General features: G+C 44.3%; 24 protein-coding genes. 20 read left to right on the plus strand and 4 right to left on the minus strand.

All coding sequences use genetic code 11. The features are described from left to right. Positions 1 to 105: 105 nt before the first annotated feature. Entirely contained in the window at positions 106 to 1,242 is a 1,137-nt protein-coding gene (gene zapE / locus DBZ36_RS16200) for a cell division protein ZapE (RefSeq protein WP_120355991.1), read from the minus strand. A gap of 126 nt (positions 1,243 to 1,368) precedes the next feature. Here zapE and DBZ36_RS16205 point away from each other — a divergent pair, with 126 nt between their 5' ends. The 3 genes from DBZ36_RS16205 to degS all read left to right on the plus strand — a co-directional run bounded on the left by DBZ36_RS16205 (position 1,369) and on the right by degS (position 4,433). Next, on the plus strand, positions 1,369 to 1,767 hold the full coding sequence (locus DBZ36_RS16205; RefSeq protein WP_120355992.1) for a YhcB family protein: 399 nt from the start codon (positions 1,369 to 1,371) through the stop codon (positions 1,765 to 1,767). A gap of 139 nt (positions 1,768 to 1,906) precedes the next feature. Continuing rightward, positions 1,907 to 3,265, plus strand: a complete 1,359-nt coding sequence (locus tag DBZ36_RS16210) for a Do family serine endopeptidase (RefSeq protein ID WP_120355993.1) — start codon at positions 1,907 to 1,909, stop codon at positions 3,263 to 3,265. A gap of 88 nt (positions 3,266 to 3,353) precedes the next feature. Then, positions 3,354 to 4,433, plus strand: a complete 1,080-nt coding sequence (gene degS / locus DBZ36_RS16215; protein WP_199711894.1) for an outer membrane-stress sensor serine endopeptidase DegS — start codon at positions 3,354 to 3,356, stop codon at positions 4,431 to 4,433. Positions 4,434 to 4,490: 57 nt separating this feature from the next. On the opposite strand, the gene murA is transcribed toward degS, so the two are convergent. Together murA and DBZ36_RS16225 are read right to left on the minus strand one after the other, a co-directional pair. Beyond that, positions 4,491 to 5,750, minus strand: a complete 1,260-nt coding sequence (gene murA, locus DBZ36_RS16220; protein ID WP_120355995.1) for a UDP-N-acetylglucosamine 1-carboxyvinyltransferase — start codon at positions 5,748 to 5,750, stop codon at positions 4,491 to 4,493. A 10-nt stretch (positions 5,751 to 5,760) separates the two neighbouring features. Next, a complete protein-coding gene (locus tag DBZ36_RS16225) occupies positions 5,761 to 6,015 on the minus strand; it encodes a BolA family protein (RefSeq protein ID WP_120355996.1) in 255 nt (84 codons plus the stop codon). Between the two features lie 242 nt (positions 6,016 to 6,257). Between DBZ36_RS16225 and DBZ36_RS16230 the strand changes: the two genes are divergently transcribed. The 12 genes from DBZ36_RS16230 to mgtE all read left to right on the plus strand — a co-directional run bounded on the left by DBZ36_RS16230 (position 6,258) and on the right by mgtE (position 15,465). Next, positions 6,258 to 7,229: a calcium/sodium antiporter gene (locus DBZ36_RS16230; protein ID WP_120355997.1), complete on the plus strand. Its 972-nt coding sequence runs from the start codon at positions 6,258 to 6,260 to the stop codon at positions 7,227 to 7,229. Between the two features lie 11 nt (positions 7,230 to 7,240). Then, positions 7,241 to 8,209 (plus strand): KpsF/GutQ family sugar-phosphate isomerase, encoded by a 969-nt coding sequence (locus tag DBZ36_RS16235; protein WP_120355998.1) that lies wholly within the window; start codon positions 7,241 to 7,243, stop codon positions 8,207 to 8,209. Then, on the plus strand, positions 8,209 to 8,757 hold the full coding sequence (gene kdsC / locus DBZ36_RS16240) for a 3-deoxy-manno-octulosonate-8-phosphatase KdsC (protein ID WP_120355999.1): 549 nt from the start codon (positions 8,209 to 8,211) through the stop codon (positions 8,755 to 8,757). The genes DBZ36_RS16235 and kdsC overlap by 1 nt, the downstream gene beginning before the upstream one ends. Next, positions 8,754 to 9,305 carry an LPS export ABC transporter periplasmic protein LptC gene (lptC, locus tag DBZ36_RS16245; RefSeq protein ID WP_120356000.1) on the plus strand — a complete coding sequence of 184 codons (552 nt, stop codon included), beginning with the start codon at positions 8,754 to 8,756 and terminating at the stop codon, positions 9,303 to 9,305. Before kdsC ends, lptC begins: the two co-directional genes overlap by 4 nt. After that, positions 9,292 to 9,831 carry a lipopolysaccharide transport periplasmic protein LptA gene (gene lptA, locus DBZ36_RS16250; protein ID WP_120356001.1) on the plus strand — a complete coding sequence of 180 codons (540 nt, stop codon included), beginning with the start codon at positions 9,292 to 9,294 and terminating at the stop codon, positions 9,829 to 9,831. Before lptC ends, lptA begins: the two co-directional genes overlap by 14 nt. Then, complete coding sequence (lptB, locus tag DBZ36_RS16255) at positions 9,828 to 10,553, plus strand: LPS export ABC transporter ATP-binding protein (RefSeq protein ID WP_120356002.1); 726 nt, start codon at positions 9,828 to 9,830, stop codon at positions 10,551 to 10,553. Before lptA ends, lptB begins: the two co-directional genes overlap by 4 nt. Before the next feature lie 61 nt (positions 10,554 to 10,614). Beyond that, the gene (locus DBZ36_RS16260; RefSeq protein ID WP_120356003.1) at positions 10,615 to 12,180 is read left to right on the plus strand and encodes an RNA polymerase factor sigma-54; all 1,566 of its coding nucleotides are present in this window, start codon (positions 10,615 to 10,617) and stop codon (positions 12,178 to 12,180) included. A gap of 27 nt (positions 12,181 to 12,207) precedes the next feature. After that, a complete protein-coding gene (hpf, locus tag DBZ36_RS16265) occupies positions 12,208 to 12,495 on the plus strand; it encodes a ribosome hibernation promoting factor (protein WP_120356004.1) in 288 nt (95 codons plus the stop codon). 9 nt (positions 12,496 to 12,504) lie between these two features. Next, a complete protein-coding gene (gene ptsN, locus DBZ36_RS16270) occupies positions 12,505 to 12,948 on the plus strand; it encodes a PTS IIA-like nitrogen regulatory protein PtsN (RefSeq protein WP_120356005.1) in 444 nt (147 codons plus the stop codon). A 27-nt stretch (positions 12,949 to 12,975) separates the two neighbouring features. Next, positions 12,976 to 13,815, plus strand: a complete 840-nt coding sequence (rapZ, locus tag DBZ36_RS16275) for an RNase adapter RapZ (RefSeq protein ID WP_120356006.1) — start codon at positions 12,976 to 12,978, stop codon at positions 13,813 to 13,815. 2 nt (positions 13,816 to 13,817) lie between these two features. Beyond that, positions 13,818 to 14,090, plus strand: a complete 273-nt coding sequence (locus DBZ36_RS16280) for an HPr family phosphocarrier protein (protein WP_120356007.1) — start codon at positions 13,818 to 13,820, stop codon at positions 14,088 to 14,090. Between the two features lie 16 nt (positions 14,091 to 14,106). Continuing rightward, complete coding sequence (gene mgtE / locus DBZ36_RS16285) at positions 14,107 to 15,465, plus strand: magnesium transporter (RefSeq protein WP_120356008.1); 1,359 nt, start codon at positions 14,107 to 14,109, stop codon at positions 15,463 to 15,465. A 58-nt stretch (positions 15,466 to 15,523) separates the two neighbouring features. Here mgtE and DBZ36_RS16290 read toward each other — a convergent pair whose 3' ends face one another. Continuing rightward, complete coding sequence (locus DBZ36_RS16290; RefSeq protein ID WP_120356009.1) at positions 15,524 to 16,594, minus strand: TRAP transporter substrate-binding protein; 1,071 nt, start codon at positions 16,592 to 16,594, stop codon at positions 15,524 to 15,526. A gap of 262 nt (positions 16,595 to 16,856) precedes the next feature. On the opposite strand from DBZ36_RS16290, the gene DBZ36_RS16295 reads away from it, so the two are divergent. The 5 genes from DBZ36_RS16295 (at position 16,857) to DBZ36_RS16315 (ending at position 21,672) form a co-directional block, all read left to right on the plus strand. Then, positions 16,857 to 17,396, plus strand: a complete 540-nt coding sequence (locus DBZ36_RS16295) for a YfaZ family outer membrane protein (RefSeq protein ID WP_120356010.1) — start codon at positions 16,857 to 16,859, stop codon at positions 17,394 to 17,396. Between the two features lie 48 nt (positions 17,397 to 17,444). Next, complete coding sequence (locus tag DBZ36_RS16300; RefSeq protein WP_120356011.1) at positions 17,445 to 17,846, plus strand: META domain-containing protein; 402 nt, start codon at positions 17,445 to 17,447, stop codon at positions 17,844 to 17,846. A 160-nt stretch (positions 17,847 to 18,006) separates the two neighbouring features. Beyond that, on the plus strand, positions 18,007 to 19,599 hold the full coding sequence (purH, locus tag DBZ36_RS16305; RefSeq protein WP_120356012.1) for a bifunctional phosphoribosylaminoimidazolecarboxamide formyltransferase/IMP cyclohydrolase: 1,593 nt from the start codon (positions 18,007 to 18,009) through the stop codon (positions 19,597 to 19,599). Between the two features lie 50 nt (positions 19,600 to 19,649). After that, positions 19,650 to 20,930 (plus strand): phosphoribosylamine--glycine ligase, encoded by a 1,281-nt coding sequence (gene purD / locus DBZ36_RS16310; RefSeq protein WP_120356013.1) that lies wholly within the window; start codon positions 19,650 to 19,652, stop codon positions 20,928 to 20,930. A gap of 139 nt (positions 20,931 to 21,069) precedes the next feature. Continuing rightward, on the plus strand, positions 21,070 to 21,672 hold the full coding sequence (locus DBZ36_RS16315; RefSeq protein WP_233558164.1) for a YitT family protein: 603 nt from the start codon (positions 21,070 to 21,072) through the stop codon (positions 21,670 to 21,672). Positions 21,673 to 21,796: the final 124 nt, after the last annotated feature.

The raw sequence follows: 21,796 nt of genomic DNA on the forward strand, positions 1-21,796 counted from the left end.
TGATGGTCTGTAACGTGGGTGAGCGGATTATAGGGGAAGTGTCTTAAAATAGCACCCCCTTTCTTGCGTTTTTTTTGTGCATTTCTAAGGCACAAAGCTAAGCTTCTACGCTAGGTGTTCACGACCTAAATACTCCGTGGATTGCATTTCCTGTAATCGCGATAAACAGCGCTGAAACTCAAACACTAAACGTTCACCTCTATAGATGTCGTTCATAGGGACTTGCGCTGTAATTATTAGGCTAACATTGCGCTCATAAAACTCGTCGATTAACGCAATGAAGCGTCTGGCACTGTCTTCTTGGTCCGACGCCATTTGCTCTAATCCATCGAGCAAAACCGTATGATAGAGCTTCGCAAGTTCGATATAGTCATTTGCAGAACGCGCCGACTTACACAACTGCTCAAAACTTATGAGCAGAACACCGTGCCCTTGTGAGATTACCTCAATTTGCCGATGATTGACCTCGATAGCTTCCGCTCGCAAACTTGATTCACCGCTCAATTCATAAAAATACCTTTCCATATTTTTACGAGCACTTTGGTCTAAGGGTGAATGATAGATTTCAGCTTGTTCTAAAGTGCGCATTCGATAGTCGCAGCCACTATCCACATTTAAGATTTCACAATGCTGTTCAATTAGCCCGATCGTGGGCAAGAAGCGCTGCCGTTGTAAACCATTTCTATATAGATCATGTGGCGGTATATTTGAGGTAGCCACCAGCACAACACCATGTGAAAACAGAGCTTCAAACAATCCGGCCAAAATCATTGCGTCAGTAATATCACTGACAAAAAATTCGTCGAAACAGATAATGTCGGTTTGACTTGCGATATTTGCAGCCACTATTTGTAAGGGATTAGATTTACCCTGTAGCGCTTTTAGTTGGTCATGGGTCGAATACATAAAGCGGTGAAAATGTAAGCGTTGCTTACGCGTGGTGCTTAGACAATCAAAAAACGTATCCATCAAATAGGTTTTACCGCGCCCCACTCCTCCCCAAAAGTACAAGCCCTTTATTGGTGTCTGATCAGGCGTTTTGGTTGTGCTTGATTTGTTGCCAAATCCAATACGTTTAAGCCATTTATTTGGCGAGGAACTTGAAGCCTTCACTTGCGGTTTAGTAAAATTCACAAGCTCTTTACTCAGGCGATCGAGTGCTTCAACGGCCTGAACTTGTGCTGAATCGGATTCAAAACCACGAGTTTCTATATCCGTTTGGTATTTTTCTGAGGGCAACATAGCTAGCTTTTTTCCTGTATTGAAGCATTTATCTGGTCGGGCTTGAAAAATTTAAGGCTTCTCGCAGTACCATGCAAGCCAAAGCTCAAGTATATTAAATCAAACCGCACAACGTGAGAGTAAAAAATGGATGCAGTAAATAGTTTGGCCCTGGTACTCTTGGGCATGGTCATCGGCTACATCGTCGCTCGTCTTTTCAATAAAAGTTCCACTCTCGACGCTCAAAGCAAAGTCGACTATGAAAACAACCGTCGAGAACTTGAGCAATATCGAACTCAGGTGAACTCCCATTTCGAGACTAGCGCCCAATTGCTAGAAGATATGGCCAAACACTATCAAAATATATATGAGCATATGGCCTCTCAAAGTCGTGAGCTGATGAAAGAAGAACAACAACCCACTTTATTTGCAGAATTTGAGCAAAATAAAGAAGAAGAACCAAAAGTTGAAAATCTAGAATCTCAGCCTAAAGATTACTCCAATCAGCCGTCTGGTCTATTCAAAGCCCAACGCAAAGCAAGTTAAAGTTATGTAAGTTCATGTAAAGGGGCTGAACTGAGCCCCTTTTCTACAGTCATAATCGTTCACTCGACCAATTTATTGTTTGCGAATGCATCGCTATAAATTCGGACAAGATGATACTCGTTAATTGTGGAGATAATAAATGTCAGTTTGGAAACATCGGCTTATTGCTACAAGTTTCGCCCTTACGATGGGAATCTCATCCATTGCTCATGCGGCTCTTCCTATTGCTGTCAACGGCGACGAACTCCCTAGTTTAGCTCCGGTTCTCGAAACCGTTACCCCTGCGGTGGTCAGTATTTCTGTATCTGGAACCAAAGTGAGTAACCAACAAATACCGGAAGTATTTCGCTACTTCTTCGGTCCAGAAGGTAGTCCAAATGGCGCAGGCCCACAAGAACGGCCTTTCCAAGGTCTGGGCTCAGGGGTCATCATTGATGCCAACAAAGGTTATGTGATTACCAACTCACATGTAATTGCTGAAGCCGACGAAATTATTGTCAGTCTCAACGATGGCCGTGAGTATGAGGCAAAAGTCCTAGGTTCAGATAAGGAGACCGATATTGCACTGGTTCAAATTGATGCCAAAGACCTCCATGAAGTTAAATTTGCCGATAGCGATCAGCTACGCGTTGGCGACTTTGTGGTTGCAATTGGTAATCCTTTTGGGCTTGGTCAAACCGTAACATCAGGGATAGTAAGTGCTCTGGGAAGAAGCGGACTTAATATCGAGAAGCTAGAGAACTTTATTCAAACTGACGCTGCAATTAACAGCGGTAACTCTGGTGGAGCGCTTATCAACCTTAGAGGCGAACTCATTGGGATAAACACCGCTATTATTGCACCCGGTGGCGGTAACATTGGTATAGGTTTCGCTATTCCAAGCAACATGGTACAAAACCTAAGTGAGCAAATTGTTGAATTTGGCGAAATACGACGCGGTGTACTTGGCGTTATGGGTGGTGAACTTAATAGTGAACTCGCCGAAGCCTTTGGCATTGATTCTCAAAATGGCGCGTTTGTTAATGAAGTGATGCCTGACTCAGCAGCCTCTGAAGCCGGGATTCAAGCTGGCGATATTATTGTTTCCGTAAACGCTAAGAAAGTTAACAGTTTTTCTGAACTCAGGGCCAAAATTGGCACCATGGGCGCAGGTAAAACGGTGCAAATTGGGATCATGCGTGATGGAAAACGGCAAACGCTAGAAGTCACACTTAAACGTGGCGACGAGCAAAATGTGAAAGCAAAAGTCATGCATCCAGCCCTTGAAGGTGCTTTGCTCAGTGCTGCCGATAAAGAACCCGGCGTACTGGTTAGCAAGATTGAACGCGGATCGCCGGCTGACCAAAATGGTCTTGAAGAAGGTGATATTATCGTAGGAGTCAATAAAACCGATGTTGCTAATCTAGCTGAACTACGCAGTTTATTTGAAACTGAACCCAATATTTTGGCGCTAAAGATTAAGCGAGGCGACTCTTACCTCTATCGAATCTTACGCTAAAACATCTAAGCCCTGCATTTGCAGGGCTTTTTGCATCGACTGTGCTCATGCTATGCTGGGAACATACTCACTAAAATAAGACATCCAATTGAGCCGTATTCTCAAATATATAGGTAAACCGGCCTTATTCGGTCTAATTATTTCTATCGTTATATTGCTCGCTTTTCCTGAGTTTCGGGCAAATAGTAAGCGTCTTTGGGATGACTATCAGTTTATCGATGCCGCTGTAGGATCTTATTCGCAAGCCACCCGTCGCGCCGCTCCCGCCGTAGTGAATATTTACACTCGAAATTTCCAAAGCACTTTGGTACGTGATAGTGAGTCCAGCACTCAGGGCTTGGGTTCTGGTGTAATCATGTCTTCTGAAGGTTGGGTGCTCACTAATCTACACGTTATCAATGAAGCCGACGAAATAATCGTAGCTCTGCAAGACGGTCGCGTCTTTAATGCTGAACTGATGGGCAGCGATCTGATTACTGATCTAGCTGTACTCAAAATCGAATCGCTACCTGACCTACCGGTTATTCCTCAAAACGACGAATTGGATACTCAAGTCGGTGATATCGTTCTTGCCATAGGTAATCCCTATAATATTGGCCAGACCATTACCCAAGGTATTATTAGTGCGACCGGACGAGTCGGTATGAGCTCTACCGGACGACAAGATTTCTTACAAACTGACGCCGCTATTAACCGCGGTAACTCTGGTGGAGCACTGATAAACACCCGTGGCGAATTAGTTGGAATTAACACTGCGGCATATCACTTAGGCGACTCTGAAACCTACGGAATTAGCTTCGCAATCCCTTTTAAATTGACCAAGAAGATCCTGCTGGGTTTGGTTAAAGACGGTAAAATCGTTCGCAGTTATTTGGGTATTGATGGCCTAGCTATTAATAAGCAGCTCGCGCAGCGTCTAAACCTAAAACGAGTGACGGGCGTGATTATCCAAGGTACCGACCCAAATGGACCCGCTGAAAAAGCCGGAATTGAGACCAATGATATTCTGATAAAGATTAATGACATAGAAATAATCGGTGTACGTGAAGCCAGTGACATAGTTGCGGAAACCGCACCAGGCAGTCAAATCATAACAACCATTATTAGAAATGGAGAGATTATCGAACTTCCGGTCACGGTCACTGAATTACCGCAACCTAGTTTATAGAAAACAAAGAAGCGCTCCGAAGAGCGCTTTTAAAGTGTAGCTTAAATTGCTAATCGCCTAGCCTTTAACGCGCTTAATTAACGCGCCTAGCCCTGCAAATTTTTCTTCAATTCGTTGGTAACCACGATCGATATGATAGATACGATCGACAGTCGTTTCACCTTCCGCAACCATCGCTGCAATAACCAAACTTGCAGACGCTCGTAAGTCAGTCGCCATCACTTGAGTACCGCGTAACTGCTCACTATGATGACAAATTGCGGTATTACCTTCTAATTCAATATCAGCTCCCATACGCACCAACTCCGGCACATGCATAAAGCGATTTTCAAAAATAGTTTCAGTAACTCGACCAGAGCCTTCTGCAAGTACGTTAAGGACCGTAAACTGAGCTTGCATGTCGGTAGGAAATGCTGGATGCGGTGCCGTTTTTACATTTACTGACTTAAGTTGACAGCCGCGCATGTCCAGTTCTATCCAATCATTACCGGAACTGACTTTTGCTCCAGCTTCTTGCAGCTTTAATAGAACAGCTTCGAGTAGTGTCGGATCCGTTTTTAGACATTTGACCCGCCCGCCGGTCACTGCTGCTGCAACTAAATAGGTTCCAGTTTCTATACGGTCAGGCAAAACTGAGTAGCTTCCACCATGCAGATTGGCAACACCTTCGATCGTCAGTGTGTCAGTACCCGCGCCACTAATTTTTGCGCCTAGACTATTTAGGAAGTTAGCCAAATCAACGATTTCTGGTTCACGAGCAGCATTTTCAATAACGGTTGTACCTTCAGCCAATGCTGCAGCACTCATGAGGTTTTCGGTACCGGTGACGCTGACCATATCCATAAAGATATGTGCACCTTTAAGTCGTCCATCAACACGAGCCTTCACGTATCCATCTTCTACAACAATATTAGCCTGCATTAATTGCAAGCCATGAATATGCAGATTCACGGGACGAGCGCCAATTGCGCAGCCACCAGGTAGTGAGACATCAGCGGTGCCATATCGTGCAGCTAGAGGACCCAATGCTAATATCGAAGCACGCATTGTTTTGACGAGCTCATAAGGTGCAACGCAGGTATTTGGCTTCCCGGCTTTAACCGTAATTGTCTCGCCGTTAACTTCAACCTTACGCCCCATTTCTTCCATTATTTTGCAAGTGGTGCGAATATCATTAAGCATTGGAACATTATGCAAGATGATTTCGTCTTCGCTTAACAGGCAGGCGAACAAAATGGGAAGAGCAGCGTTTTTGGCACCTGATATAGTAACTTCACCATCAAGGCGGCAGCCGCCATTTATTTTAAATTGATCCATTCTACTTCACTTATACTTGGCCAAACTTCTGCGCATCTTGCCAAGCTTTGGGCGTAAATGCTTTGATAGTCAGCGCATGGATTTCATTGCTAGCAATATATTCAGTCAACGGCGCATACACAGCCTGTTGTTGTTTAACTCGGTTTAATCCTTCAAACACAAGCCCAACAGCAATCACATTAAAGTGATTACCCTCTCCTTGAACACGCACGTACTCGAGTTCTAAGTTTGACTCGAGTATTTCTTGGATTTGTTCAGCTAACATTTGAGCTCCTTGTTAACGTCGATGCATAATGCATTGGCAGATATACAGCCACAATGCACTGAAAAGAACAATGAAGATTAAGGCCGCTGATGATACCCGTTCATCATCGATAGTCAAATACGCACTCTTTATTTCTATTTATAACCAAAAAATAGATGAAATAGATCAACTCTCATTGCATAAGTCTTCCAATTTAACGCTAAAATACCGACAATGCCGCTTTTGGACACAATAAGATAACTATGATTTTAGATCTCGCATTGCTCGTTGTAGGTTTTGTTGTATTGGTATGGAGTGCCGACCGATTTGTTTTTGGTGCCGCAGCCATCGCCAATAATTTCGGCATCTCTCCGATGATCATCGGCTTAACCGTCGTTGCAATGGGGTCATCAGCTCCCGAAATCATGGTTGCCGTGAGTGCCTCGCTAGCCGGTCAAGTTGATACCGCTGTAGGGAATGCCCTTGGGTCTAACATAACTAATATTGCTTTAGTCCTCGGTATAACTGCACTACTTAAACCGATGTTGGTGTCTTCTTCAACACTGTATAGAGAAATCCCCGTTTTACTCGGAGTCACTTTACTCGCGGGATGGATATTGCACGACCTTCACCTTGCTCCTTGGGAAGGCTGGTTGTTGTTGTTTCTATTTGTTCTAAGCATCTTATATATGGTGTTGATGGCTATAAGGCAGAGTAAAAACAGCCAAGAAAAAGACGCCATGATCGAAGAGGCAAGCAGCGAAGTCCCGAATGATGTTCCGTCTAAAAAAGCGCTGTTTTGGTTGATTATTGGCATGGTTGCCTTACCGCTTAGTGCAGATTTACTGGTTGGGTCAGCGACCAACATTGCGCAATTTTTTGGTATTAGTGACTTAGTTATTGGCTTAACAATTATAGCCATTGGCACCAGTTTACCCGAGCTCGCCGCGTGCATAGCTGGCGTGCTAAAGAAAGAAGACGATCTCGTTCTAGGTAATATCATTGGCTCGAATCTATTCAATATTCTAACCGTGTTAGCGATTCCGGCGATTATAGCCCCTGGTGCAATTGACGCTAATGCCTATCAACGCGATTTTTGGGTCATGCTTGGCCTAACTGTCGCTTTGTTCGCCATGGCCATGAGTTTTGGCAGAAAACGCCAAATTACTCGCTGGGAAGGTGCCTTATTGCTCGCTAGCTTCTTTGGTTATCAAATATTGCTATTTACCTGGTAAGAGGGGTCATTATGAGTTTCGATTTTGTTGCTGCTGGAAAACGTGTTCTCGATATAGAGTTACAATCACTACAGAACCTTTACCAGTATATTGACCAGGATTTTAACGATGCCTGTGAATTGATGATTGCCTGTACTGGTAAAGTCATAGTCACAGGTATGGGAAAATCTGGACATATAGCGAAAAAAATAGCTGCTACCTTGGCGTCAACGGGTACCCCTGCTTTCTATGTCCATCCCGGTGAGGCTAGCCATGGAGATTTAGGCATGATTGGCGCGCAAGACGTGGTCATTGCAATTTCCAATTCAGGCGAATCACCGGAAATTCTGGCGCTATATCCGGTACTACACCGTATTGGTGTCAGCCTAATCGCGATGACAGCTAAACCAAATTCAAGCATGGCGCGTCAATCAAAACTCCACTTATGTATCAATGTACCCAGAGAAGCATGTCCTTTAGGTTTAGCACCAACATCTAGTTCAACGGCCACCTTAGTTATGGGCGACGCGTTAGCGGTCGCAATGCTTGAAGCGCGCGGATTTACCCCTGCAGATTTCGCGCTTTCGCATCCAGGTGGTAATCTAGGTAAACAACTTCTATTAAGTGTCGCTGATATAATGCTGTGCGATACTCAATTGCCTATCGTAGCGCCATCACAAACCATCCGTGAAGCGCTACTAGTGATCAGTGAAAAAGGCTTAGGTATGGTTGCTGTTGTGACTAGCGACCAGCGCTTAATGGGTATTTTTACCGATGGTGACTTACGCCGGGTGCTCGACCAACGCTTAGACATTCATGAAGTAGCCATAGAGCAAGTTATGACCGTTTCTCCAAAAACGGTCAGCAGCGATTGGCTTGCATTTGATGCCTTGAAGTTTATGAAAGATAAATCAATAAATGGTCTATTTGTTCTCGACGGCGAGCAAAAAATAATTGGAGCATTTAACATGCATACCCTACTTCAAGCGGGAGTTTACTAGTGTTACCGAGCCTATACGGACCAATTACGACTACACAGCACCAAGCTCTGAGCTCCATTAAATTGCTCATTTGTGATGTTGATGGCGTGTTTTCTGATGGTCGGATCTACATGGGCAATCAAGGGGAAGAACTCAAAGCATTCCATACCAAAGATGGTTTTGGTATTAAAGCCTTACTCAATGCGGGCATTCAAGTTGCCATTATTACTGGCCGACAATCCAAAATCGTGGAGAATCGGATGAGCGGCCTAGGTATCAAGCATATATTTCAAGGCCAGTCGGATAAAACCCTAGCCTATGAACAAGTGAAGCAAAGCCTTGCGATGAGTGATGACCAATGTGCCTATATTGGTGACGATGTAGTTGATCTACCGGTTATGCGTAGCGCTCTGCTGGGCGTAGCAGTTCAAGATGCACACCCCTTAGTACTCAAAGAAGCCGACTATACAACGCGAACCCCCGGTGGTTTTGGCGCAGTTCGTGAGTTATGTGATTTGATTTTGTGGGCACAGGGACAATTGGAGCAGGCGCAAGGAATGAGCGTATGAAACGAAATGCGTTCTATTTGGGTTTGTTTGTTTTTGCTTTATCCTGTTATCAATATTTCAAAGCCGAACCACAACAGACTCAAGTTGCTCATGTTTCAGGCCCTGATTTCACCGCCGAACTCTTACAGAGCAAAGTATTTAACCTGAAAGGGCAACTGCATTATGTTCTCGACAGTGACTACTTAGAGCGCTTTGAGAGCCGCAACGAAACCGTGTTTACTCGCCCTAGTATTTTGTTTTACCCTGAGATTGGTGACCCGCAATGGCGAATCGACGCACTCGATGGTGTGATGCGTGAAGACAATTTAGCCATATTTAGAAATCAAGCTACAGTTACTAACTTACAGCCTAATCCGCAGCTCGAGCGTTTGGTGAGTAAAGAGTTACAATTTGAACTCAACCAAGAAACCGTGCATAGCGATTATCGAGTTGATTTGTACGGCCCAACTAGCCATCAGCGAGGGATCGGTATGGATGGCGATTTGGCTTCAGAAACGGTAAGCTTACATCAAGCAGTAAAAGCGACGTATCTTAATGAAAATAAATAGTAAATGGATCTGGGCGGGGCTTCTTTTGCCTCTGAGCTCTGCAGTATTTGGTTTAGAATCTGATTCAAGCCAGCCAATTGAAGTCGATGCAGACCGGCAAAAGCTTGAAATGCAGAAGAATCTAGTGACCTTCTACGACAATGTGATTGCCGTACAAGGCTCGATTCTGATCAAATCGGACAAACTAGTTGTGCAAGGTAGTGAGCCAAGTGGTAACGAGACCATGGTTGCTTACGGAAACCCGGCGACTTTTTATCAAATGATGGATGACGGAAAACCCGTTAACGCCAAAGCCCAAGAGCTGCACTATGATTTAGCAACTAAGGTAATCACTCTTATCGATAGAGCCGAAATCAAGCAAATTGACAGTACGGTTAATGGCGACAAAATAGTTTACGAAATTGAAAGTCAGGAAATGGTGGCAACCGGTAATAAGAATAGCCGAGTTAAGACCGTATTTTTACCATCTCAAGTTGATGGTAGTAACGCAACGAATTCAAATGACCAAGCAAATGGGGCTCAATGAGTACCTTAGAAGCTAAAAACCTAGCCAAAAGCTATAAAGGCCGAAAAGTCGTTAAAGACGTAAGCATTAGTGTTTCGTCCGGGCAAATTGTTGGACTACTGGGCCCTAATGGCGCCGGTAAAACGACGTCTTTTTACATGATAGTTGGTCTGGTTCCGCGCGATGAAGGTCGAATCATTCTCGATAATCAAGACATTTCCAACATGGCAATGCATTCACGAGCACGCAATGGAATTGGCTATTTGCCCCAAGAAGCCTCTATTTTTAGACGCTTATCCGTTGAAAAGAACATACTTGCTGTGCTTGAGACCCGCAAAGAACTAAGCAAAAACGACCAACAAGTAGCGCTTAATGATTTGCTTGAAGAGTTTAACATCGAGCATATACGCAAGAACTTGGGTGCAAGTCTATCCGGAGGCGAGCGTCGCCGGGTTGAAATCGCGAGAGCCTTAGCTGCTGCGCCAAAATTTATTCTACTTGATGAACCATTTGCAGGGGTTGATCCGATATCAGTGATTGATATCAAAAAAATTATCGAGCATCTGCGCGACCGTGGTCTTGGCGTTTTGATAACTGACCATAATGTACGCGAAACCTTAGACGTCTGTGAATTCGCATACATCGTCAGCCAAGGTGAACTTATAGCTAGCGGTGAGCCCGCTCATATTCTAGAAGATCAAATGGTAAAACAAGTCTATCTTGGTGAAGAATTCAAGCTATAGTAAAGATTGGCAGGGCCTGTACCAAATGGCTTAATAACTACACAAGGAAACATATCGGTCGATGAAAGCATCTTTGCAGTTGCGCATGGGTCAGCAGCTAACGATGACCCCCCAACTTCAACAAGCGATTCGTTTGTTGCAGTTATCAACATTGGATCTTCAAACCGAAATTCAAGAAGCATTGGAATCTAATCCGCTGCTCGAAGTTGAAGAAACATTTGCTGAGAGCAACGAGTCAAACTCTCAAAACGATACCAATTCAGATAATCCTGAATCGATATCAGCATCTGCGACTACCGAGACCAACGCACTAGATCGAACTCCGAGCTCAGACGAATCCAATGGTGATAGCGAAGTTGCAGCTACCGACGTCAGTCAAGTAGACACCAGCGAAGCTCTAGAAAACAGCACCTTGTCAGATGAACTAACAGTCGACTCCACTTGGGATGATATGTATAGCGCTGGCTCAGCTCCTTCCAGCTCAGCCATGCCAGACGACATGGACAGCGTTTATCAAGGTGAAACCAGTGATTCTTTGCAAGACCATTTACTGTGGCAAATGCGGCTAACTCCTTTTAGTGAAGTCGATCAAATGATTGCACTTGCGATCATCGATGCCATTGAACCTTCAGGTTACTTAACTCAAAGTTGCGAGCAAATCTTAGAGGGCTTGTGTCAACAAAACGATGCCGAGCTTGATTTAGAAATAGATGAAGTAGAGGCGGTTCTAAAACGCGTACAACACTTTGATCCGCTTGGGGTTGCTTCTCGTTCGTTACAAGAATGTCTTCGCATTCAATTGCATACTTTCGATAAAGAAACCCCCTGGCTATCTCAAGCCAAAGAAATGGTTGAAAAATACCTCGATTTATTAGCAAACCGTGACTATCGCAGCATTCTAAAGAAAACCAAGCTCAAAGAGCCGCAATTGAAAGAAGTGCTAAACATCATTCAATCTTTAGAACCTCGCCCCGGTAATGTCATTGAAGAAAGCCACGCACAGTATGTGATCCCTGATGTAGCGGTAAGCAAACAGCGTGGTCGTTGGATGGTTGAACTCAATCCTGATGCATTGCCCAAATTAAGAGTGAACTCAACCTATGCCAGTTTGAGCCGCAGTAGCAGCTTACAAAGCGATAAAGACTACATTCGTTCAAACCTACAAGAAGCCAAGTGGTTTATAAAAAGCATTGAGAGCCGTAACGAAACCTTGCTAAAAGTTGCTAATTGCATCGTTCATCATCAACAAGCATTCTTTGAATACGGCGAAGAAGCCATGAAACCTATGGTACTTAACGATGTCGCTGAAGCAGTTGAAATGCATGAATCTACTATTTCTAGGGTCACCACTCAAAAATTCATGCATACCCCTCGCGGTATTTTCGAACTTAAGTATTTTTTCTCTAGTCACGTAAGTACTGAGAATGGCGGCGAATGCTCATCCACAGCAATCAGAGCACTAATCAAAAAACTGGTTGCTGCAGAAAATACCAATAAACCCCTTAGCGATAGTAAAATTGCGGATATTCTTGCCGAGCAAGGAATTCAAGTCGCAAGACGAACCATTGCTAAATATCGAGAGTCATTAGCTATACCACCATCTAACCAAAGAAAAAGCCTGCTTTAAGGGCTACACCAAAAAGAGGATCTATTTATGCAAATTAATCTAACTGGACACCATGTCGAAGTAACAGAGTCAATGCGCGAATATGTCACCACCAAATTTTCTAAGTTAGAGCGCCACTTTGATAACATTAATAAGGTCCATGTGATTCTCAATGTTGAAAAACTTAATCAAATAGCGGAAGCTACCGTCTATCTAAACGGCAGTGAAGTATTTGCAACCGCCGAAAATGAAGACATGTACGCGGCAATCGACGCATTAATCGACAAACTCGATCGCCAAGTAATTAAATACAAAGAAAAAATAAGAAACCACTAGCTGCCCATAATGAAGTTAACCAATATACTAAGCTTGGATTGCACCCAGAGTTCAGTTCAAGCTAATTCGAAAAAACGAGCTCTCGAGCTAATTAGTGAAATTGCAGCTACACAAATTGACCTGGCTCCAAACCAAATTTTTGAGTGCTTATTAAACCGCGAAAAAATGGGTAGTACAGGAATCGGTCAAGGTATTGCTATCCCCCATGGTCGAATTCAAAATGATCAGCAACCCACCGCGGTTTTCATCCGTTGTGAGCAAGCCATTGGCTTTGATTCCATTGATAGTCAACCGGTTGATTTGCTGTTTGCTTTGCTAGTCCCAGAAGATCAATGCAAGGAACATTTAAGTACCCTTGCTGAAATTGCCAAAAAACTAAACGATAAATCAACATGTAAAGCGCTGCGGCATGCAAAATCTGATGCTGAACTTTATGAGATTATGGTAGCCTAAATCTAAGCTTCGCTTTGGGTTTCCAACATGCAATTAATTATAGTCAGTGGTCGGTCTGGTTCAGGTAAAACTGTGGCGCTTAGAGTTCTCGAAGACTTGGGCTTCTATTGCGTCGATAATTTACCCATAAGTCTTTTTAAACCGCTCATTGATACACTTTCTGAGTCGCATACTAAAGTAGCCGTGAGTGTCGATGCTCGAAACTTCCCAAAAGACCCAAACTCTATTGAGGGCATTCTAGACTGCCTTTGTCAAAAGACCACGGTCACCACAATATACTTAGATGCACACAATGAGAATCTTGTGCGCCGGTATAGCGAGACACGACGCCTTCACCCCTTGAGTAAAGGTGATTATAGCCTCTCTCAAGCCATTGAAGCTGAAAGCCAACTACTCTCACCCCTCTCGAATCGCGCAGACTTACGTATTGATACCTCAGCGCTGAGTATCCACCAACTTGGGGAGATTATTAGTCAGCGAATCTCAGGAAAAAAAGCTCGTGATTTAGTACTCGTTTTTGAGTCTTTTGGATTTAAACATGGTGTTCCGCAAGATGTCGACTACGTTTTCGATGTACGTTTTTTACCCAATCCGCATTGGATAGAAGATCTTAGAGCGCTAACGGGTTTAGACGGCCCGGTTGAAGATTATTTATCCGCGCAGCCAATGGTTGGTAAGGTTATCGACCAAATCGAAGAGCTACAGCGCAACTGGCTACCCATGCTTGAAGAAAATAATCGAGCCTACGTTACCATCGCCATTGGTTGTACCGGAGGTCAGCACCGAAGCGTATACATCACTGAAATGCTGGCTAAACGCTTTACTAAGGATTACATTGTGCAGCGTCGTCATCGAGGTTTAGAGTAACGATGGAATATCAACGTAAGGTTCAGATAATCAACCGCTTAGGATTGCATGCTAGAGCCGCAACCAAGCTTGTTGAACTAGCACAAAGTTTTGACGCGCAAGTTACTGTAAGCAACGCAGACAAAAACGCTTCTGCCGACAGTATTATGGGGCTCATGCTTTTAGAAAGTGCTCAAGGCATGGAAGTTAATATCCATAGTAGTGGGCCGCAAGCTTTAGAAGCCTTGGATGCGATACAACAATTAGTCGAATCTCGTTTTGATGAGAATGAATAGAAGGTAGCCTAAGCCAATGGCAGATACGCACGGCTCAAATAGCGCATCCCCTATGTTTGACCAAATTGATCGCGCCCTAAGCCAGGGGCTGTATGTTCAGGTTCGCCGCGTTTTACACCAAATGCTTGCCGCCGATATAGCCCTCTTACTGGAATCATCTCCCCCCAGTACTCGTGAAATACTATGGCAGTTAAGTGACGCCAACCAACACGGAGAAATCCTTGATGAGCTAAATGAAGAAGCATTAGCTAGCGTTCTCAAGATGATGGACGCAGAAAAGCTTGCTTCAACCGCTCAGAACATGGATGTCGATGACCTTGCTTACGTTTTGCGAGCGCTGCCAGACTCGGTTTATCAGGACGTGCTGCAACAAATGCAGAGTCAAGACCGCCTCCGCGTTGAAGAAGCACTGTCTTATCCTGAAGGTAGCGCTGGCAGTATCATGAACACAGATACCACCACTATTCGTGAAGACATCAATGTCGAGGTAGTTCTGCGCTACTTACGCATTAAGGCTGAATTACCCGAGCAAACTGACACCTTGTATGTCGTTGACGCTCACGATCAGCTAGTCGGTGATGTGCCATTGACAACCTTGCTTACGGTAAACCCCAATTTAAGCGTCTCTGAAGTGATGCGCAGCGAAGTCAGCACCATCGTTGTTGATAAGCCGGTTCAAGATATCGCTAACTTATTTGGACGCCACGATTGGGTATCCGCTCCAGTAGTAAGCGCGCATGGAATTTTACTTGGGCGTATTACCATTGATGATGTGGTCGATATTATTCAGGAACAAGCCGAGCACCGAATGATGGGTATGGCGGGAATGGACGATGACGAAGATACCTTCGCGCCAATATTAACCAGTACCAAGCGACGTACTGTCTGGCTGGCGATTAACTTATGTGCAGCTCTCATTGCCGCATCCATTAGTAACATGTTTGAAGCAACACTAGCCCAAATTGCTACCTTAGCGGTACTGATGACAATTGTACCTAGTATGGGAGGCATTGCTGGTAATCAGACCCTAGCGTTGGTAATTCGAGCACTCGCAGTAGGCCATATTAACGATAACAACAGCAAAGTGTTGATTGCCAAAGAAGCTGGGATTGGCTTACTCAATGGTATGTTGTGGGCAAGTGTAGTCTCTGGGGTCGTTTATTTTTGGAAAGGCGATTGGACCATCGCTGTAATTTTAGCTGTTGCTATGTTTATCAACATGGCTATTGGCGGCTTGGCGGGTGTTTGTATACCACTGTTAATGAAACGCTTTAATATAGATCCTGCTTTAGCCGGTGGTATGGCCTTAACTACAGTGACAGATGTGGTTGGCTTGTTTACTTTCTTAGGAATGGCGACCCTGGTACTCGCCTGAATTGAATAATTAGTAGGATTGGTATAAGGCGGCCGCATTTGCGACCACCTCATAACGATTAAAGATCTTTAGTCGTTTCTAGATAACCATAATCAGAGATCAAGGTATAAGCGCGTGCTTTGCTCGCAAAATCACGTTGTGACTCAATGATTTCCTTGGCCAAAGGATCATTAGCGGCATGTTCTTCTAACAATTCGTCGTTGGCTTTTTTCAATGCTTTTAGCACTTCAGGTGGAAAGCTACGAACTTGAATATCAGGAAAATCTTGTAGCATGCTCGCCCAGTTAACGGTGCTCATTGATGTCGCTTCAATATACATATTGAATGACGCATTCTTCATAGCAGACACTAAGATGGTTTGAAGATCTTCAGGAAGCGAGTTAAATTTTTCCTCATTAAATAAGAACATATTTTCTGAACCAGGCTCATGCCAACCGGTATAGTAATACGGTGCAATTTTATGGAAGCCCATACGTAAGTCTAGTGATGGTCCAACCCACTCCAAAGCATCAATAGTATTACGTTCAAGTGAGGTATAAAGCTCAGCTGGCGGAATATTCACCGGTGTTGCCCCAACGCGGGCAAGGACTTCACCGGCAAAGCCAGGAATGCGCATTTTCAGATTCTGCAGATCATCGACAGACTTAATCTCTTCACGGAACCAACCGCCCATTTGAACACCGGTATTTCCACCAGGGAAAGTGAGTAGGTTATGTGGCTGATAAACTTTATCCATCAACTCTTTACCACCGCCATAGTAATACCAAGCATGTTGCTCCATAGCTGTCATACCAAAGGGCATGGTGGTGAAATATAAGGTGTTTGGAACCTTACCTTTATAGTAATAACTGGCCGTGTGGCCCATATCGTATTGGCCACTTTTAACCAAATCGAAAACACCTAAAGGCGCTTTGTGTTTGTTCGCAGAATCGACACGAATTGTAAGCCGACCGTTCGACATTTTTTCTACGTCGTCGGCAAAAGTCTGTACCGTTGAGTCAAGTAGAGGCATACCTGTTGGCCAAGTTTCAGCCAAGCGCAGCTTGTATGTTTCTTCGGCTAATACGGTTGTTGATTGCGAGAATAACGCGGCGCAGCTGACTAGCAGCAAACATCCTTTAAGTTTCATGACCTATCCTTAGATAATAAACTAGCTTTAGTAATTATATTTTTTAGTTGCATTTGCAACATCATGGTAACAAGAGCTTTTGTCACGCGCTAGCTAATTAGATTGATTTATCATTGATAGAGCTCAAATTACAGGCAAAAACCTCAACTTTGTTTTATTCGCTTTAGATTCAAGTTGTTTAGCATCAAAGCACTTAATTAAAAGTGCTTATGTTTGCTACTATATCTCATTCAACTCTCACTAAAATTACTCAAGGAGAACCATGCAACTTAATAAACTGAGTTTTTTAGCCATCGGCTTACTCGCGTCATCATCTGCGTTTGCATCTCAATTTGGCTTTGCTCTAAGTGACAAAACCATAGACCTCGGACTTGAAAACGGACTATCCGAAAATAGTAAGTTTTCACTCGATTACCTCTATCATACCGATAACGGTTCTATGGCAGATGCGGGTCTTTATATGACCCATAAAGAAGGGATCCATAGTTTTTCTTTGGGAGGTTCGTTAGTTGGAGCATGGTTGGATAATCGCAGCAATGGCTACGCTTTAGCGATTGGCGGCGACTATACAGTTCAATTCGGACACAAACTAAGTGTGGCAATGAGCGCGCAAGTTGCTCCTGAAATATTGTCTTTCCAAAAGCTAAAAGGCTATACCAAATATGATATCCAAGCCCAATACGCTTTGATGCCAACCTTAGATGCATTTGTTGGTTATAGAAACGTCAAATTCAAGTACGACAATGCACCAAACAAAACCTTCGACGATTCATTTTATGTTGGTGCCAACTTCCGTTTTTAATCATTAACTTTTGGTCGATGGATTGACCTACTTTTTGGAATTACCATCATGAATTTCAAACTTATCGGTGCAGCCACAATCGGACTAGGTCTAGTCGCATGCACATCAACAACGAATAACACGAGCTTAGATAGTAGTCGCTGGTATATGAGCGGCGAACATTATCAAATTGCCGATATCGCGCTACCAGCATTTACCTTAGAAAAAAATAACAGCGGCTATAAGGTAACAGGGACGACAGGCTGTAATAGGTTCTTTGGCCAAGCGAGCTTGGATAACGACGTCTTAATATTTCAAGATGGCTTAGCCAGTAGTCGTAAGTCCTGCGGCGAAACAGCAAACGCCATCGAATCAGACTTTTTGCAAGCCGCAAAATATGGATTTGAGTTAAAAAACGCTGAATTTCATCTTTCTAGTGGAGCAATTATGAAACAAGTTCCAAAGAGCTAAGTTGTTAATAATTGTGGCATAAAATTTTCCAAGCCTTTTACCTCAATTTAAGCTAAAATCTGCGCCTCAAACCTGGTCGCTTTAATCTTGAGAATCAGTTTTCAAGCTAAGCTCGGCCGCTACCAATAGCGCACACAACTGCTTTTGAGGATAACCCCAAATGGAAAACGCTCGACCGATCCGACGCGCCCTACTCAGTGTTTCGGATAAAACCGGTATTCTTGATTTTTCTCGTGCTCTCACCCAACGCGGTGTAGAAATCCTGTCAACTGGCGGAACCGCCAATTTACTAGCCGAGAATAATGTCCCTGTCACCGAAGTTTCAGACTATACCGGATTCCCCGAAATGATGGATGGACGAGTTAAAACTCTACACCCAAAAGTTCATGGCGGGATCTTAGGACGTCGCGAGCGCGATGATGAGATTATGCAGCAACACGAAATCAAACCCATTGATATCGTTGTCGTAAACCTATATCCATTTGCTCAAACGGTTGCCAAAGAAAATTGCAGCCTTGAAGATGCAGTTGAGAATATCGACATCGGTGGCCCAACAATGGTCCGCTCTGCTGCTAAAAACCATAAAGACGTTGCGATAGTTGTAAATGCTGCCAATTACGAGCGCATTATCACTGAGATGGACGCCAACCAAGGTTCGTTAAAACATGCCACTCGCTTTGATTTAGCCATTGAAGCGTTCGAGCATACTGCCGCCTACGACGGTATGATCGCCAACTATTTTGGTACCATGGTTCCTGCATATGGACCGAGCGAAGAGAACGACGCTCAGAGTAGTTTCCCGCGAACCTACAACAGCCAATTTATCAAGAAACAAGACATGCGCTATGGTGAAAACAGTCATCAGAAAGCCGCATTCTATGTAGAAGCGAACGTTCAAGAAGCGAGCGTGGCAACAGCTACGCAACTCCAAGGTAAGGCACTGTCCTATAACAATATAGCTGACACCGATGCCGCCCTAGAATGTGTCAAAGAATTTGAACAAGCGGCCTGCGTTATTGTGAAGCATGCCAACCCATGCGGTGTCGCCATTGACGATACAATTTTGGCTGCGTACGACAAAGCCTATAAAACCGACCCAACTTCCGCCTTTGGCGGAATCATCGCATTTAACCGCGAACTTGATGCTAAAACAGCGCAAGCAATCGTCTCGCGCCAGTTTGTTGAAGTCATTATAGCGCCAAGTATTAGCAAAGAAGCGCAGCAAATTGTCGCTGAAAAGAAAAACGTTCGACTGCTCGAGTGCGGTACCTGGTCAAGCAAAACCACAGGACACCAACTTAAGCGCGTAAATGGCGGACTGTTGGTTCAAGATCGTGACAATGGCATGGTAAAAGCTGAAGACCTCAAGGTCGTTAGCAAACGCCAGCCGAGCGAAAAAGAAATTGAAGATGCATTATTTTGCTGGAAAGTGGCCAAATATGTGAAATCAAACGCGATTGTTTATGCCAAGGGTAATATGACTATCGGCGTCGGTGCTGGCCAAATGAGCCGGGTATATAGCGCTAAGATTGCTGGAATTAAAGCCGCAGACGAAAACCTCGAAGTCGCAGGAAGTGTGATGGCATCTGATGCATTCTTCCCTTTCCGAGACGGTATTGATGCAGCGGCACAAGCAGGCATTACTTGCGTGATTCAACCCGGTGGCTCTATGCGCGACAACGAGGTCATTGAAGCCGCAGACGAACACGGTATGTCGATGATCTTTACTGGCATGCGCCATTTCTACCACTAGAATCAGAGCCAGCGAAAGCTGGCTTTTTTAAACACTATAGGAACGTATCGATGAATATACTTGTTATTGGTGGCGGTGGCCGAGAGCATGCCCTAGCATGGAAAGCTGCGCAATCAGCCCAAGTAACTCAGGTTTTTGTTGCACCTGGTAATGCGGGCACAGCCAATGAATCCAAACTTCAAAATGTTGATATTCAAGCTGAAGATATCAATGGCCTAATTGAATTTTCAAAAAACAACAACATTGCACTAAGCATTGTTGGCCCAGAAGCGCCTCTTGTCGACGGAATCGTTGACGCCTTTCAAAACGCCGGTCTTGCCATTTTTGGTCCGAGTAAAGGCGCAGCTCAACTTGAAGGCAGTAAGGCGTTTACTAAAGACTTTTTAGCTCGTCATCATATTCCAAGTGGAAGCTATCAAAACTTTACCGAAATTGAACCTGCGATAGCCTACGTACGTCAACAAGGCGCACCAATAGTGGTTAAGGCCGACGGCCTTGCAGCTGGTAAAGGCGTAATTGTGGCGATGACACTACAAGAAGCCGAAGACGCTATCCGCGACATGCTTGCTGGCAATGCTTTTGGCGAAGCAGGAAGCCGCGTCGTCATTGAAGAGTTTCTTGAAGGCGAAGAAGCTAGTTTTATCGTGATGGTTGATGGCAGCAACATTCTTGCCATGGCAACCAGTCAAGACCACAAACGAGTTGGCGATGGCGACACCGGACTTAATACCGGCGGCATGGGCGCATATTCACCAGCTCCGGTTGTTAGCCCTGAGATTCACCAGCGTATAATGGCGGAAGTAATAGAACCGACGGTCAAGGGCATGGCGGCAGAAGGCCATGAGTACACCGGTTTCCTTTATGCAGGCCTAATGATCGATAGCGATGGAACCCCAAAAGTAATTGAATACAATTGCCGCTTTGGTGACCCAGAAACTCAGCCAATTATGATGCGACTACAATCTGACTTGGTAGAGCTTTGTCTAAAAGCAGTTGCTGGTGAGCTTGACCAATGTGAAGCAGTCTTTGACCCTCGCCCAGCACTAGGTGTGGTATTAGCAGCCGGGGGTTATCCTGGCGATTATGCCAAAGGACTAACAATCAATTTACCTCAGAGCGAAGCTGTTGATGCAAAAATATTTCACGCTGGTAGTAAATTAGTCGATGGTAAAGTCCAGACTAACGGTGGCCGAGTTCTGTGCGCAACCGCCCTAGGCAAAGATGTTACCGAAGCTCAGAAAAATGCCTATGCGCTTGCCGAAACGGTAAGTTGGGATGGCATGTTCTATAGAAGCGATATTGGTTACCGCGCTATCGCTCGCGAACAGTAATACCAAAGCGACTAATAGACCGTTTGGTCGCTGCAACAGAAAACGATTTTAGGGGCGCATATCCGTTGATACGCCGATATCTAGCAAAGGATGTAGATTGGAAATGCCCCTATAGCTTGTAATCGCTAGGAGTAACACTTTGAGTAACACCCAACACCCACTATACGAAGACCTTATATCCCTTACCATTGGTACGCTAATGGTTGCCCTGGGACTTCACTTTTTTAAAGAAACAGGTCTGATTACCGGTGGAACTGCTGGTTTGGCTCTGCTACTTGCAAAACTAACTAGCTTTAGTTTTGGACAGCTATTTTTTGCTATTAATCTTCCCTTTTTCGTATTAGCTCAGATCCGCATGGGTAGCAATTTCACTTTACGCACTTTTATTTGCGTAAGCTTGGTCTCCTTGAGTACCGATTATATGGGCCGCGTGCTGGCTTTTGAGTTTATCGATCCCATCTTCAGTGCAGGCATGGGCGGCTTTTTGATTGGTACCGGGATGTTGATTCTAATTCGTCATCATTCAAGCCTTGGTGGGGTCAATATCCTAGCCTTGTATTTGCAAGATCGGTTTAACCTTAGGGCTGGCAACGTGCAAATGGCGCTGGATCTGCTCATTCTAACAGCTTCATTTTTTATTGTTTCTTGGGAAATATTACTGCTCTCAATATTTGGTGCCATAACCCTAAATGTAGTCATTGCTTTTAATCACAAGAAAGGTCGCTACAACGCTGTCGCGTAGAGTCATGGAGGCATCTTTTATTCAAGCGAACAGCAGGTGTTAGACTGTTCGCTTGAATACAATAATATAGCCGAATCAGAGAAACCCAAGCTAGTTTTTGTTAAGATACTCCCTCATCTAATTA

The organism is Alginatibacterium sediminis (assembly GCF_003610775.1).
Taxonomy (GTDB): domain Bacteria; phylum Pseudomonadota; class Gammaproteobacteria; order Enterobacterales; family Celerinatantimonadaceae; genus Alginatibacterium; species Alginatibacterium sediminis.